Here is a 14554-nt window from a genome sequence, read left to right as displayed (position 1 = left end):
CCGCAGCACCGTCTGCGCCACGCTCAGCCCGTACTCGCGGGGAGCGCGCTCGTAGTCCGCGAAGACCCCGGGCAAGGCCGGTTCGCCGACATGGCCGGACGCGACGTCGATGGCCGACTCGCCGTGTTCGTTCCGCGGGCGCGCGGCGGCTTCGCGGAACGCCTCGATGTGGGCACGCAGTTCGGGCGAACGCTCCGCCAGCTCGTGGAACTCCTGGAGCGGCAGGGCCAGGACGGTGCAGGCCGTGACGGCCTTCACGGTGAAGTCCCAGGTGCCGGCCTCCGTGGTGGCGAGCCCCTGGTCGCCGAAGTGGTCGCCGTCGGCGAGCACGCCGAGCGCGGCCGGATCCCCGTACCGGCCCTCGTGTACTTTGCTGAGCTTGCCGTGCGCCACCAGCACCACCTGGTCGGCCGGCTGCCCTGCTTCCACCAGCACGTCGCCGGGGCGGAACTCCCGCTGCACGAACCGGCCCGCCAGCTCCTCCAGCACGTCCGCCCCGGAGAAGCCGCGCAGCGGCGGAAGTTCACCCAGCTCCGCCGGGATGACGCTCACCGCGGCCCCGGTGGTGACGAACTCCACCCGTCCGTCGCCCAGTGTGTGCGTCAGCCGTCGGTTGACCCGGTACGTGCCGCCGGAGATCTGCACCCAGGGCAGCAGGCGCAGCAGCCACCGCGAGGTGATCCCCTGCATCTGCGGCACGGACTTGGTCGTGGTCGCCAGGTTCCGGGCCGCCTCGGTGCTGAGGCTCAGCCTGCCCGGGGGGATTCCGGCGTCGGCGCCGGACTCCACAGACGTCGTCATATTCGAATGCCCACCCATTCGTCACGTTCATCGCGGAATTGCGCATCACGGAGCCGCCGAGGAATTCGCGCTCGCCGCCCCTCCCGAAGCTAGCAGCGCACTTGTGGGGGTGCAGTCACTCAAAAGGATGGGATTGACGGAGGATGTCAAGGTCGTACAAAAATCCCGATGCCATTGGCCACCGGCCGCTCCGTGCCGCCCGACGGATGGTTGCGAACGGTCGCGTGCGCGCCGTGCGTTCGCGTCACGAGCGTGCTCGAGCCGCCCCCGTCGAGGTTGAAGGCGTCCGTGGCCCCCAGTTTCCGCATGGCGCGGGCCAGTTCGGCGATGGTCAGCCCGGAACGGTAGTCGGCGGAGCCGTCCAGCGCCAGCAGGTACAGGCGCCGCCCCCGGTCCGCCAGGCCCGCGGCCGTGCGGACGGTGGAGGTCTCGTCGTCCAGGCCGGACAGGGCCCGGCCGCCGCGCAGGATCGGGAAGCCGCCCAGCGCGCACCGGAACGGCCCGTATCTGCGCGGCTGGAGCCACTCGTCGACGCGCACCCGGTCGCCGCGCCCCAGCTTGCGCAGCGCTCGCGCCCCGCCCTCGCGCCCCACCAGCACCACCGAACCGGAGGCGATCGTCCCGCGCCCCGGTCTCCGGGCCGTCGACGCCACCCGGCCGCCCTTCACCGTCAGCTCCCAGGTCTCGGAACTGCACGGCGCACCACGGTCGGTGTCCGTGCCGCACGTCGCCCGGAGCCGCGAGGCCCTTCCCCAGGCGGGGGTGTAGACCCCGATGCCGTCAACCGGCAGCGCGTACTGGTTGAAGCCGCTCAGGGCGAGCGAGCCGTCGCCGGTCCGCACCGCGCCCCGCAGCCGGAGCCGGTCCATGCGGCCCACCCGGTCCGTCCCCACGCCGAAGACGTCCTCCGTGGTCACGCCGGACGGCATCGCCGGGCCGAAGCGCTGGCCGTCCGGCACCGCGGCCTTGAGATCGGTCCCGCCCGCGACGGCGGGGCCGACCGGGGCGCCCGTCGCCGCCACGCCGGGGTGCTGCGCCTCGGCGATGTTGAAGAAGTCCCCGTTGACCGCCCCCACCGCGCCCCGGCGGTCGGCCAGTTCGGAGATCCGCCCCCGCGCCCCGACCACGCCCGGGTACAGCAGGTCCACCGACACCCGCTGCTCACGCAGGTCGGCCGTCAGCAGATGCCCGAACGCCGCCCCGTGCGAGCCGTTGAGCGAGAACTCCCGGTAGCTCACGCCCGGCGCGATCGCGGTGCTGCCGCCGAGGCGCAGCCCGGCGCCCTCCTCCGTGCCGGCCCAGGCCGTACCGCCGCCGATCAGCGAGACCAAAGCCGTCAGTACCGTCAGTACCGCGCGCAGGCGGCATCCACGTCTGCTCACTGTCTCCCCAGAGGTCCCGTCAACTCTGCCATGGCACAGGCGACTTCACCATGCCCCGAAAGAACGACAGGGAACGGGCCGTCGACGACCCCGGCAACTCTCGGCGCGATCCCTGTCCCTCGGCCCCGCGGGCCCGGATACTCACTGACGTCGGTACGCGCGGCTCTCGGATATCCGCCCACCGGACAGGGAGGCACCATGGCCCCTCGGACACGCAGAGCAGCCCTCGTCGCCCTCGGAGCCGCCGTCGCGGGCTCGTTCGCGGCGCCCGCCTCCGCCGGCACCCGGCAGCAGGACCCCGCGGGACGCGGCAAGCCTCCGCTGCTCCATGCGCACGCGCACAACGACTACGAGCATCCGCATCCGCTCATGGACGCGCTCTCGCACGGCTTCAACAGCGTCGAGGCGGACATCTGGCTGGTGGACGGCGCGCTGCTCGTCGCACACGACGCCTCCGAGCTGGACCCGGCCCGCACGCTGGAGGCGCTCTACCTGGATCCGCTGCTGCGCCGGGTGAGGGCCAACGGCGGCCGCGTCTACCGGGGTTACGACCTCACCCTGCAACTGCTCATCGACATCAAGACGCCCGGTGGCCCCACGTACGAGGAACTGTCGCGGCATCTGCACCGCTACCGGCCGATGTTCAGTTCCTGCACCGGCGGTCGGGTCCGTCGCGGCGCGGTGACGGCCGTCGTCTCCGGCGACCGCGGTGCGCGGGCCCCCATGGAGGCGGAACATGTGCGCCATGCCTTCTATGACGCCCGGCTGAGCGACCTCGGCAGCGGCGTGCCCGCATCCTTCGCCCCGCTCGTCAGCGACGACTGGGGGCGGTTCTTCACCTGGCAGGGTACGGGCCCGATGCCCGGGCGGGAGCGCGCCGAACTCCGGCGGATCGTCACCACGGCCCACGCGGCCCGGCAACAGGTGAGGTTCTGGGCCACTCCCGACCGGCCGGGCCCGGCACGTGACGCCCTGTGGCACGAACTGCTCGCCGCCGGCACGGACTATCTCAACACGGATGACCTGGCGGGCCTGGAGGCGTTCCTCCGAGCAGCGCGCTGAGCAGTACCGCGGCATCCGGTGCGCCCTCCTCGTCCGTCCGGGCAGGATGAATCGTACTGTTAAAAGATCATTCTTCCGGGAGCGCCACGCAGGATCCCGTTCCCGCGGAATGTCATGCTCCGTGGCGGAACGTGTGGCAGTACCGTCACCGGCCGGTGACGGCGTGCCGGGCGGGAGGACGCTGGTTGCATGGCCACTCCTCCCGACCCTCCCTACGGTCCGCCGCATCACCGCCCCCCGCCGCAGGGGCCGCCCCCGGACGGTTTCGGGCCTGCCGGGGCATCCTGGCAGCCGGACCCGCCGCCGGGTGGCGGGCGGCGGATCGCGCTGGTGGCCGCGGTCCTCGTGGCGCTGGTGGCGATCGGGGTGGGCGCGGTGTTCGCACTGGCCGGCAGGGAGAAGGACAGGCCCGGTCCCGGGAACGGGCCCTCCGGGGCCGGTCCGTCCTCGACGTCCGGGTCGGCGTCCCCGTCGTTCACGCTGCCGTCGGCGTGGCCGAGCGGATTTCCCACATCCCTGCCGTCGGGCTTCCCCACGAGTCTGCCGACGGTCCTGCCGACCGATCTGCCGACTCAGCTGTTCGGCTCCTGAGGACCGTGGACTTCGGTCACACCGTCACTCCGCCGGTACGGCCTGCACGTCGAGTTCGACTCTGATGGTCGCGCCGATCATCGCGATGCCGCGGGAGAGCATGGAGCGCCAGTCGAGCGTGAAGTCCTCGCGGTGCAGTTCGGCCGAGGCCGAGCAGGCGGCCCGGGTCTCGCCCATGATGCCGGTGCCGATGCCGAGGTACCGGCTGTCCAGGGTGATGTTGCGGCTGACGCCGTGCAGATTGAGGACGCCCTGCACGGACCACCGGGAGCCTCCGCGGTGCACGAAGCGCTCGCTGGTGAACTGCATGTACGGATACGTGGCGACGTCCAGGAAGTCCCGGGAGCGCAGGTGCTCGTCGCGCTGGGCGACGCCGGTGTCGATGCTGGCGGTCTCGACGACGACGTCGAGCCGGGAGTTCTCGACACGGTCGGCGATCCAGAGCGTGCCCTCGAAACGGTTGAACCGGCCGTGCACCTCGGCCAGTCCGATGTGCCGGGAGACGAACCGTACGGCCGTGTGGTCCGGGTCGATGCGCCAGGCGCCCGGTGCGGGCATGGCGGGCAGCGGGGCCGGTTCCATGGCCACCGGGTCGAGGGCGGTACGCGCCCCCTCCTCCGCCCGGACGGAGCGGCGCACGGGCTGGAACCCCTCGGCGGTCACCGCGATGCTGTAGTCGCCGGGCGGCACCGTTGCGGCGAACCTGCCGTGCGGGTCGGTCTGACCGTGCACGACCTCCTGCCCGTTCGGGTCCCGGACGGCGACCTCGGCCCTGTGCATCGGCAGTTGCACCGGATCGAGGACGAGACAGTCGAGTGCCCCCGCGCCGGGCGGAATCGGGGCGGTCTCCTGGGAGTGGGAACTCCGGTGACGGCGCAGCAGGGCGAGAACCATCCCAAAGGGCCTTTCTGTGACGAGAAGGTGTGTAGCTCAACTATCTCCGCATTGTGTCACTAGGGGGATTAATGCGCTTCATCGCCTCAGAAAGCGTACTCTTTGGTGTTTTCGGCCTTCGAATCGGGTGTCAGGCGGCACCTGCCGCGGGCCGTGGCCCACGGCGGCGCACCGGCGGCGTCAGTCCTCCGCGAGCGTGCCCGCGAGCACCGCCACCGGATCCCGGCCGCCCGGCCCGGCCGGCTCCCAGCCGTCGTCCTCGCAGCGGTACGGCCACCAGCGGCCGTCGTGTCCGTAGCGGAGCTGGACGCCCGTGCCCACGGCCGTCCAGCGGTTGGCGGCGCCGGCCAGCCGGGGCGGCTGTCCGTCCCCCTCCCAGGCGGCCGCCAGCCTGTCGCGGGCCTGCGCGAGGACACCGGGCTCCGGTGTCCACTCCTCGTCCAGCACGCTCAGCGCTGCCGGCCCGCCGAACCGCCAGGCGCGTACCGCCCGTGCCAGTCCTGCGAGTTCACCGCCGCAACCCGCGGCCAGCCGGTCGGTCACGGTGCCGGGCGCGCCGTCGGCGGCGAGGCGCACGGCGTCCTCGCGGACGGTGAGCGGGGGCGGCACGGGCGTGCGGTCGTGGCCGGGGGTCAGGGCCTCGGCCAGCAACAGCCGGGCCCGGCGGGCGGCGTCCGCCGCGAGGAACTCCAGGGCGGCCACGTCCAGTCCAGGAGGTGCGGGGAGGTCGCCCGAGAGCGCGGGTGGCCGTCCGGGCGCCTCCACCGGCGGCGGAGGCGCGGGCAGCGCTGCCGTGCGCCGGTGTCCCGCGAACACCTCCCGTGCAGGGACTCCCGCAGGCTCCCCGGCCACAGGGCCGGCGGAGCGGGCTGCGCTGCGCGCCTCCAACTCGTCCAGGACCTCGCGTTCGCCGCGCCCGCGCAACAGGAGCAGGACGAAGGGGTCCTGGTCGAGCAGCCGGGCCACCTGATGGCACAGTGCGGCGGTGTGCGCGCAGTGGTCCCACGCCCCGCAGGCGCACTCCGGTTCCAGATCGCCGATTCCCGGCAGCAGGTCGACGCCTGCCGCGGCTGCGTCCTCGGCCATGTGCGGGGGCAGGTCCCGGTCCAGCAGAGCGGCCAGATGTTCCGCCCGGCCGGCGACCAGACCGACGAAGCGGTCCCAGTCGTCCTGAGCGAGTTGCTGCACCATCACGTCCGCCCGGTACGGCGTTCCGTCGCGGTCGTGTACGAGCGCGGTGACGCGCCCCGGCCGCACGGACACCGCACCCACGGCGCCGGCCCGGGCGTGCCGACGCCCCGCCCTGACCTGTTCGCCGTCCAGAGCCGTGTCCTCCAGCGCCTGCAGCCAGGCGCGGCCCCACCAGCTCGTGGCGAACACCCGCCCGCGCACGGGCGGAAGAGCCCCGAAGGTACGCCCGGTGTCGAGGTCGTGCGTCATCGTCCTGTCCCCCTCAGTTCCACCAGTTCCGTCAGTTCGGCATCGGTCAGCTCGGTCAGAGCCGCCTCACCGGAGCCCAGCACCGCGTCCGCCAGGGCCTGTTTGCGGGTGAGCAGCTCCGCGATCCGGTCCTCGATCGTCCCCTCCGCGATCAGCCGGTGCACCTGGACGGGGCGGGTCTGCCCGATGCGGTGGGCGCGGTCGGTGGCCTGGGCCTCGACGGCCGGGTTCCACCAGCGGTCGACGTGCACGACATGCTCGGCACGCGTCAGGTTCAGCCCCGTCCCGGCGGCTTTCAACGACAGCAGGAAGACCGGGACATCGCCGTCCTGGAAGCGGCGCACCATCTCCTCCCGCTGCGCCACCGGCGTACCTCCGTGCAGCAGTTGCGTGGCAACGCCGCGAGCAGCCAGGTGACGTTCCAGGAGCCGCGCCATCTGAACGTACTGGGTGAACACGAGCACGCTCGCGCCCTCGGCCAGAATGGTGTCCAGCAACTCGTCCAGCAGCTCGACCTTGCCCGAACGCCCGGGGATCCGCGCGCTGTTGCCCTCCTTGAGGTACTGCGCCGGATGGTTGCAGATCTGCTTCAGACCCGTCAGAAGCTTCACGATCAGACCGCGCCGCTGGAGGCCGTCCGCTTCCGCCACTTCCGCGAGCAGTTCCCGCACCACGGCCTCGTACAGCCCCGCCTGTTCCGCAGTGAGGGCGACCGCCCGGTCCGTCTCGGTCTTCGGTGGCAGTTCGGGTGCGATGCCCGGGTCGGACTTGCGGCGGCGCAGCAGGAAGGGCCGGACCAGCGTGGTGAGCCGCTCGGCCGCAGCCGGGTCGGTGCCGGACTCGACGGCCTGTGCGTACCGCCGCCGGAACGTGCCGAGCGAGCCGAGGAGGCCGGGTGTCGTCCAGTCGAGAATGGCCCACAGCTCGGTCAGATTGTTCTCCACCGGAGTGCCGGACAGTGCAACGCGTGCTCCGGCACTGATGGAACGCAGCCGGCGGGCGGTGGAGGAGTGCGGGTTCTTCACGTGCTGTGCCTCGTCCGCGACGACCATGCCCCAGCCGGTCTCCGCGAGCCGTTGCGCGTCCAGCCGCATGGTGCCGTAGGTGGTGAGGACGAACTCCCCGTCCTGCAGGCCCTCCAGGGAACGGGACGTGCCGTGGAAGCGGCGGACCGGGGTGCCGGGGGCGAAACGTGTGATCTCCCGCTGCCAGTTGCCCATGAGCGAGGCGGGACAGACCACCAGAGTGGGGCCCTTGCCCTCCGGCAGGGTCTGCCGGTGCAGGTGCAGCGCGATCAGGGTGACGGTCTTGCCGAGACCCATGTCATCGGCCAGGCAGCAGCCGAGACCGAGCGACGTCATCCTGTTCAGCCAGTCCAGGCCGCGCAGTTGGTAGTCGCGCAGTGTGGCGGCCAGAGCGGCGGGCTGGGCGACGGGGGCGTGCCCGGCCTCGGGGTCGGCGATGCGGTCGCGCAGTGCGGCCAGCCAGCCGGTGGCCTGAACGTCGACCGTCTCCTCGCCCTCGGTGTCGTCCCCTGCGGCGGCGTGCCCGGTGAGGGCGGCGCCGAGGGCCTCGACCGGGGTGACCTTGCGGTCCTGTCGTGCAAGGGCGCGGCGTACGGCTTCCGGGTCGACGAGCACCCACTGGTCGCGCAACCGGACGGCGGGGCGGCGCGCTTCGGCGAGCCGGCCGAGCTCGTCGCGGGTGAGCTCCTGGTCGCCGAGGGCGAAGCGCCAGCCGAAGGCGAGCAGCGCGTCGGCGGAGAAGAGGGACGGCATGCCCGGCCGTTCGTCCGGCTGCTGCTCGTCGTTGTCGTCCGGCGGGCCGACGACCGCGCGTGCGGTCAGTCGGCGGACGAACTCCTTCGGCCAGTGCACCTCGACGCCCGCGGCGTCCAGGGCTGCGGAGGCGGGGCCGAGGAGTTCGCCGAGTTCCTCGTCGGCGAGCTCGACGGAGTCCGGGACATCGGCGGAGAGCAGGGGCGAGAGCGCGGGCCAGGCATGGACGGCTCGCCGTAGCGCGAGCAGCGCGTTCGCCCGTGCGCCGCGGCCGAGCGAGGCCGCGACGGGGGACGTGCCGGACCACACCTCGGCGGCGTCCGCGACGAGCGCGGGGTCGGCGAGGCTGTGCACCTGCAGCACGGCCCGGAAGTGCGGTGGACGGCCGTCGTCGTCGGCCTCGGCCACCCCGAGGACGTCGATGCGCAGAGAGAGCCGCACCCCTGCGTCGTGCCCGGCGGCGACCTCGGCCGCCCAGGCGCGGTGCCCGGGCACATGCTGGGGTGCCCGGGCTGCATAGGCGGGTCCGCCGGCCGCGAGGGCGGCGGCGGGGGAGCGGGGCAGCCCGTCGGCGACGGCGTCCAGGAAGGAGCGCACGAGCGCTTCCGGGGCGGGCAGCAGCAGGGGGCCGTCGCCGGGCAGCGGCACGGCGTGCGCGGCGGGCGGCATGGCGTCGGCCAGTTCGCGGATGCGGCGCAGGTCGTCGGCGGAGAGCGGCCCGGCCCGCCAGGCGTCGTGTCCGGAAGCGCTCAGCCCGGGCAACAGCCTGCCGCGGGCGGCCAGTTGCAGGGCGAGTACCGCGGCGGCTCCCCAGAAGGCGGCGGCTTCGTCCGTCCGGGCGGCCCGGGCGCGTGTCAGGACGGGCAGGGCGTCCCGTACCGGCAGCACGGTGGCGCGTACGGTCGTGGTGGCGACATCCGCTCCGTCGGCGACGGCGATCGTCAGTTCTTCGGCGGCTTCCGGTGCGGTGGGCGGTTCACCGTCCGGCAGCCAGAAGGCGACCCGTCCGGTGCGTGCGGGGTCTCCGGGAAGGAAGACCGCCGAGCAGTGGACGAGCCGGGAGATGTCGGAGGGTGATGCGGCAGGGGCCGGGCTCACGGAGCGACGCACTCCTCAAATTTGACTAGCAGGCCTGGGAGCGCCCGAGGGTACAGGAAGGGCGCTGCCGGCGACTGCCTCCCGGAAGTGAACCACGCCACACGGCGGACGTACGCTGGCACTGGACTCGACGGGGCATACGGCGAGGAACCGGGCGCGGCCGCCGCGCGTTCCGAGAGGCAGAGCGGCAGCTGTCGCGAAGGAGGCACGGAAATGAGCAACAGGGCCAAGGTTGCCGTCGGTGGCGTGGCGGTGGGAGTGATCCTGCTGTGGCTGCTGCCGTTCTGGATGGCGGTGCTGGTGATCGTCGGTGTGCCGGCCGGCGCGTATCTCCTGCTGGATCCCTCGCAGCGCAAGAGGCTGCGCCGGGTGTCCCGCAAGGAGCTGGGCCGTTAGGGGCACCGGGGCGTCATGCGGACGACGGTCACCTCCGGCCGGTGAGGGCCGGTGCGAGTGCCGCGGGCAGAGCCCGGCGGGAGTGGCCTGAGCCGTCCGCCGACACGGTCCACAGGTCGGAGCCGTAGTTGCCGGGCAGGGAATAGAGCAGTGTGCGGTCGTCCTGCCAGACGGCCTGGTCGTCGACGTTCCGCTGTTCGGCGGTGGCGGTCTCGCGCAGGGTGCGCAGATCCAGGACGTACAGCCGCCAGGGCGCATCAGGGGATGCGCCCTGGACGCGCTTCTTGTAGGCCACGCGCGTCCCGTCGGGCGAGAGGGAAGGGCACTCCACGTTCGTGTGCACGGTGCGCAGCGTGCGGGTGCGGCGGTCGCCGCTCACCAGGTATGTGCGGCCGCCGGTGGCGACGGTGGCGTAGAAGCGGTCGTCGTCGGCGAACGTGACACCCCAGACGTTGAGGTCCGGGGCCTTGTACGGCCGGTCGTCCATCAGCAGGCGGTAGTCCTCCAGATTGCGGTCCAGTGTGCCGGTGTGCAGGTCGAGGACCGAGGTGCGGGTGGAGAAGGCGGTGCCCGCGTAGGAGTCGCCGCTGACGAAGACGGTCCAGGCCACTGCACGCCCGTCGGGGGCCACGCGGGCCCGGGTGGGGATGCCCGCCAGGTCGTAGCGGTGCAGTTCGTGCAGCTTTGCGTCGAGCACGACCGCACGGTAGGTGTCGCGCAGTTTGCCGTGCACGGCCTGGAGGCAGATGCCGGTTCCCGATGCCGCATGGAACCGCAGGCACTTGACGCCGGAGGCGGTGCGCGGACCGTCGGGGCCTCCTGCGGGCACCGAGACGATCTCGTCGCGGTGCGGCCCCCACGCCATGTTCCGGAACACCTCGCGTCCGGGCGTGTCCAGGCCGACTTCACCGGAGCGCACCGGCGGGCTGCCCGCCTGCGTACGGTCCTTCTCCGCGGCCCGGCCGGCGGCGTGCAGGGTGGCGCCCAGGGCGACGCCGCCCAGGAGCAGCACGGCGGCGAACAGGATGACCAGACGCTTCGTACGGTTCAACTGGCGGACTCCGGCAGGGTGTCGGGAGACGGTGTACGCAGCAGCAGTGCGCTCACGGCGGCCGAGACGGCGAGCCCTGCGGCGGTCGCGCCCAGGGCGGTGCGGTCGCCCCAGGCCGTCCACGCCGCTCCGAAGCCGATGGAGCACACGAAGCGTGCGGCGGCCTGACCGGTCTGCACGACGGCCAGCCCGCTGCCGCGGACCGCCTCCGGCACGGCGTCGGCGGTTGCCGCGGCGAGCACGCCGTCGGTGGCCGCATAGAAGCTGCCGTGCAACACGAGCACCGGGCAGACGAGCACGACCGAACTGCCGGCCGGCGCGACGAGGAGTCCGTATGCCGTCAACAGCGCAAGATGACCGCAGACGAACAGCCGCCTCCGCCCGAAACGGTCGGCGATCGCACCGAACGGCACGGCCAGCAGCAGGAACGCTGCCGCAGTGCCCAGCGGCAGCAGCGGGAACCAGGACTCGGACAGGTCCAGTCGGCGCTGCAGGGTCAGATAGAGGAACGAATCGCTGACCGTGGTCAGACCCAGCAGCACGGCGCAGCATGTCAGCCGGCGCACCTCTGGCTGCTGCAACAGCGCGCGCAGCGGCGCCCGTTCTGCAGCCGTCTGCCGGACGGGGGCCGCGGCACCGGTGCGCCCGGGGACGAACAGCAGGAGCACCAGGACGCCCAGCGCCGCCACGCAGCCGCTGACGGTGAAGACGGCGTCGTAGCCCTCCGCCGCGGCCCGGAGCACGAGGAAGGCGAGCAGCGGACCCAGGAGCGCGCCGGCCGTGTCCATGGCGCGGTGCACGCCGAACGCCCTTCCGCGTCCGGCGGGTTCGCTCGCCAGCGAGATCATGGCGTCGCGCGGTGCGGTCCGCAGACCCTTGCCCGTGCGGTCGGCGGCGAGGACCGCTCCGATCAGCGGTACGCCGTGCGCGACGAGCAACAGGGGCTTGCAGAGGGCGGAAAGGCCGTAGCCGATGACCGCCACGGTCTTGTGGCCGCCCTCCCGGCGGTCGGAGAGCCGTCCGCCGGCGAAGCGGACGAGCGCGCTGACCCCGTTGTAGACGCCGTCCAGCAGGCCGAAGCCGAGGGGTGAGAGGCCCAGCCCGGCGACGAGGTAGAGCGGCAGGACGGCGGTGACCATCTCGGAGGAGATGTCGGTGATCAGGCTGACGGTGCCGAGGGCGAGCACCGTGCCGGGCACGACGGCGGCCCGCCGGACGGGGCTCGTGCCCCCTCCGGCGGTGCCCGGTGCGGGAGTGGCGCGGCTGTCCGCGAGGTACACGGTCAGCTGTTCCAGATGCCGGCGATGTCCTTGGCGCCGGCGGAGCTTCCGGCGTACGGCAGGCCGTACATGCTCTCCAGCGTGTGCAGCACGTCGTAGTGGTTGTACGTGTCGTCGGAGGACGATCCTGCCTTGACGGGCTGCCCGTAGAGGACCGTGGGGATGCGGTTGCCGCTGAGCCGGTTGTCCTCGTCGAAGGTGAGCAGGAGCAGGCTGTTGTGGCTCTGGGCCCAGTCGGCGTAGCTCTTGAGGTGGTTCTTGAGCCAGGTGTCACCGGTGGCCACGTCGCAGTCGTGCATGTCGTTGCACAGGTTCGGTATGACGAAGGAGACCGCGGGCAGGGTGCTGTAGTCGCCGGGGAACTTGCCGAAGGTGTGCGCGCTGCTGGTGGGCACGTTGCCGAAGCCGAACCAGGGGTTGTGCTTCTGGGCGTACTTGCCGCTGCGGCAGACGGTGGAACCCTCCGACGGCAGTGACTCGTTGTAGCTCGCCCAGGTCTTCCCCGCGTCGAGCAGTTCCGAGGCGAGGTTGGGCGCCTGGAAGGCCCCGGGGTCGACGCAGCTGTCGTCGGTGACGCCCTGGGTGTCCCCGGAGAACAGCGCGTAGTAGTTCGGCTGGCTCGGGTGGGTCTCGGCGTAGGAGGCGGTCAGGTTGGCGCCCCCGGAGGCCAGGGAGTTGATGTAGGGGGCGTCGGAGCTGCCGAGGACCTGGTCGTAGGCGTGGTTCTCGAAGACGACCACCACCACATGGTCCGGGGTGGGCAGGGCCGCGGCGGCGGACGAGTCGGCGGTCCACAGACCGAGGGAGGTGGCGGCGAGCCCGAACGCCGCGGCCACGGCGCCGAGACGGCGCCGGCGGAGGGGGTGCGGGCTCTGCGGATGTCTGGCGTCGGCGGGCACGAGGTCCTCCGTACTGGGGGGAGGGAAACGGTGGGGGTGTGCGGGTGCGGTGGCAGCGTAGGGCCGCCCGTAGTGGCATGTACACGACCTGGAGGTGACGGGTTCGGGAACACGGGCCGAGCGGAGCGCGACGAACGCGCTGTCGGTGGGGGGAGTTAGGGTCGAGGGGACGGTGGTGCAGGCGACCGAGGGGAGGCCGGGCCGTTATGGGCACGGTGTCGGCGGTGTGCAGTGACGGTGGACACGGGTTCAGCAAGCCGGTGAGGGACCGCATCCTCCTGCTGGAGGGGCTGGGGGTCGAGGGCGACGCACACCTGGGGGTGACGGTGCAGCACCGCTCGCGCGTTGCGCAGGACCCGACGCAGCCCAACCTCCGCCAGGTGCACCTCATTCACCAGGAGCTGTTCGAGGAGGTGGCCGCCGCCGGATTCACGGTCGGGCCCGGGCAGTTGGGGGAGAATGTCACCACCCGGGGGATCGATCTGCTGGGTCTTCCGCGCGGCGCCCGGCTGCGGCTGGGCCCGGAGGCGGTCGTCGAGATCACCGGCCTGCGCAACCCGTGCCTGCAGATCGAGGGGTTCCGCCGTGGCCTGCTCAAGGAGGTCGTGGGGCGCGCGGAGGACGGTTCCGCCGTGCGCAAGGCCGGTGTCATGGGCGTCGTCCTGGCGGGCGGCGAGGTCCGCCCCGGGGATGCCGTGCAGGTGGAGCTGCCCGACGGGCCCCATCTCCCCTTGGAACGCGTCTAGTCGGGAACAGGCGATGGCACGGCGTGCCCTGCGGTGGGGGTGCCGTGGGCGCGCCGTCATGCGGCGGGCAGGCCGAGCAGGGAGCGTGCCACCGTCAGGGGTGCCGCGTCCTGTTCACGGGCGAGGGCTATGACCGCGCGGCAGGCCAGCTCGTTGACCCCGAACGTGAGGGCCTCGGGCGAGACCCACCGCGCGGCCTCCGTGCTGCGGTCGGCGTCGTTCTCGGCGCATGCCGCCACGTACAGGGCCGCCGCCTCGAACAGATTGCACTGCGGGGCCGCGGAGGTTTGCGGGGCCCCGGCCGACGGATGCCCGGACTCCCCGAGACGCCTGCGGAATTTGTGGAGCACAGTGATCACCTGCCCCGTGAAACAAAGCCTGCGGTTGTTCAAGTGTTCCCGGAGACCGGCGAATTGAACCGCCGGGAAACCCGGCGCCGACTGCTCGGTGAAAACCAGGGTTGCCATGGTGTGTCCGCATTCTGTGCCGACTGGCGAACAGGCGCGTACCGAAGGGCCCGGCGGGTTGCCGTGAGGCCCCGGGTGAGCAAGGCTTGCACGGCAGTTGCGGGGGAATCGGGGAACTGCGGGAATGGGGGAGGCAACGCATGACCGACGGGAAGGAACTCGAGGGTGTGCTGGACGATTTGGCCCAGCGCGTCGAGTCGATACGGTACGTGCTGGTGCTGTCCAACGACGGCCTGGTGACGGGGGCGAGCGCCGGCCTGGAGCGGGAGGACGCCGAGCATCTGGCCGCGGTCGCCTCGGGGTTGCAGAGCCTCGCGAGAGGGGCCGGCAGGCAGTTCCGGGCGGGCCGCGTACGGCAGACGGTGATCGAATTCGATGAGGGGGTCTTGTTCGTGACCGCCGCGGGCGAGGGCAGCTGCCTGTGTGTCCTGGGCGGCCCCGAGACCGACATCGGCCGGGTCGCGTACGAGATGACGCTGCTCGTCCATCGCATCGGCGAGCACCCGGGCGGCGCCGCGCGACAGCAGAATCCTCCGGGCGGACGGGCGGGCGAAAGCCGCTGACCTCGTACTTCGCGGCGGAGCGGCGGAGTTGTCCACAGCCCCGGGCCGATGTCGTCACCCTGCGCTACAGTCGTCACTGTCGGTAGTCGATCGATGGCGGGGGAGG

The 14554-nt window shown here is 72.4% G+C and carries 14 protein-coding genes; 5 read left to right on the top strand and 9 right to left on the bottom strand.

All coding sequences use genetic code 11. The features are described from left to right. Positions 1–801 (bottom strand): cyclic nucleotide-binding domain-containing protein (locus HG542_RS07880; RefSeq protein ID WP_171079371.1); only part of this gene is annotated, 801 nt, incomplete at its 3' end. A 146-nt stretch (positions 802–947) separates the two neighbouring features. Further along, positions 948–2183: a phosphodiester glycosidase family protein gene (locus tag HG542_RS07875; RefSeq protein WP_227725586.1), complete on the bottom strand. Its 1236-nt coding sequence runs from the start codon at positions 2181–2183 to the stop codon at positions 948–950. A gap of 198 nt (positions 2184–2381) precedes the next feature. Between HG542_RS07875 and HG542_RS07870 the strand changes: the two genes are divergently transcribed. After that, complete coding sequence (locus HG542_RS07870) at positions 2382–3245, top strand: phosphatidylinositol-specific phospholipase C/glycerophosphodiester phosphodiesterase family protein (protein WP_171079370.1); 864 nt, start codon at positions 2382–2384, stop codon at positions 3243–3245. Between the two features lie 189 nt (positions 3246–3434). After that, positions 3435–3836: a hypothetical protein gene (locus HG542_RS07865; RefSeq protein WP_171079369.1), complete on the top strand. Its 402-nt coding sequence runs from the start codon at positions 3435–3437 to the stop codon at positions 3834–3836. Positions 3837–3860: 24 nt separating this feature from the next. On the opposite strand, the gene HG542_RS07860 is transcribed toward HG542_RS07865, so the two are convergent. From HG542_RS07860 to HG542_RS07850, 3 genes are all read right to left on the bottom strand, one after another. Continuing rightward, positions 3861–4730: a YceI family protein gene (locus tag HG542_RS07860; RefSeq protein WP_171079368.1), complete on the bottom strand. Its 870-nt coding sequence runs from the start codon at positions 4728–4730 to the stop codon at positions 3861–3863. A 180-nt stretch (positions 4731–4910) separates the two neighbouring features. Next, a complete protein-coding gene (locus tag HG542_RS07855; protein ID WP_171079367.1) occupies positions 4911–6170 on the bottom strand; it encodes an SWF or SNF family helicase in 1260 nt (419 codons plus the stop codon). Continuing rightward, entirely contained in the window at positions 6167–9046 is a 2880-nt protein-coding gene (locus HG542_RS07850) for an SCO1167/SCO6262 family helicase (RefSeq protein ID WP_171079366.1), read from the bottom strand. Before HG542_RS07850 ends, HG542_RS07855 begins: the two co-directional genes overlap by 4 nt. Before the next feature lie 213 nt (positions 9047–9259). Between HG542_RS07850 and HG542_RS07845 the strand changes: the two genes are divergently transcribed. Beyond that, complete coding sequence (locus tag HG542_RS07845; protein ID WP_171079365.1) at positions 9260–9442, top strand: tail-anchor membrane protein; 183 nt, start codon at positions 9260–9262, stop codon at positions 9440–9442. 28 nt (positions 9443–9470) lie between these two features. On the opposite strand, the gene HG542_RS07840 is transcribed toward HG542_RS07845, so the two are convergent. Genes HG542_RS07840 through HG542_RS07830 form a run of 3 tightly spaced genes read right to left on the bottom strand, consistent with a single transcriptional unit; the run spans position 9471 to position 12672 of the window. Beyond that, complete coding sequence (locus tag HG542_RS07840) at positions 9471–10493, bottom strand: TolB-like translocation protein (RefSeq protein ID WP_171079364.1); 1023 nt, start codon at positions 10491–10493, stop codon at positions 9471–9473. Continuing rightward, positions 10490–11773, bottom strand: a complete 1284-nt coding sequence (locus tag HG542_RS07835) for an MFS transporter (RefSeq protein ID WP_171079363.1) — start codon at positions 11771–11773, stop codon at positions 10490–10492. Before HG542_RS07835 ends, HG542_RS07840 begins: the two co-directional genes overlap by 4 nt. 2 nt (positions 11774–11775) lie before the next feature. Beyond that, positions 11776–12672, bottom strand: a complete 897-nt coding sequence (locus tag HG542_RS07830; protein ID WP_373313126.1) for an alkaline phosphatase family protein — start codon at positions 12670–12672, stop codon at positions 11776–11778. A gap of 206 nt (positions 12673–12878) precedes the next feature. On the opposite strand from HG542_RS07830, the gene HG542_RS07825 reads away from it, so the two are divergent. Then, positions 12879–13418, top strand: coding sequence for an MOSC domain-containing protein (locus tag HG542_RS07825; RefSeq protein WP_171079362.1), 540 nt, complete (start codon positions 12879–12881; stop codon positions 13416–13418). A 56-nt stretch (positions 13419–13474) separates the two neighbouring features. Here the strand turns inward: HG542_RS07825 and HG542_RS07820 are convergent, their stop codons facing one another. Further along, positions 13475–13777, bottom strand: a complete 303-nt coding sequence (locus HG542_RS07820; RefSeq protein WP_171079361.1) for a hypothetical protein — start codon at positions 13775–13777, stop codon at positions 13475–13477. A 248-nt stretch (positions 13778–14025) separates the two neighbouring features. Between HG542_RS07820 and HG542_RS07815 the strand changes: the two genes are divergently transcribed. Continuing rightward, on the top strand, positions 14026–14448 hold the full coding sequence (locus HG542_RS07815) for a roadblock/LC7 domain-containing protein (RefSeq protein ID WP_171079360.1): 423 nt from the start codon (positions 14026–14028) through the stop codon (positions 14446–14448). Positions 14449–14554: the final 106 nt, after the last annotated feature.

Source organism: Streptomyces morookaense (genome assembly GCF_013030945.1).
Taxonomy (GTDB): Bacteria; Actinomycetota; Actinomycetes; order Streptomycetales; family Streptomycetaceae; genus Streptomyces; species Streptomyces morookaensis.
The sequence above is the reverse complement of the archived record's forward strand: the minus strand, read 5'-3'. Positions and strand labels throughout refer to the sequence as shown.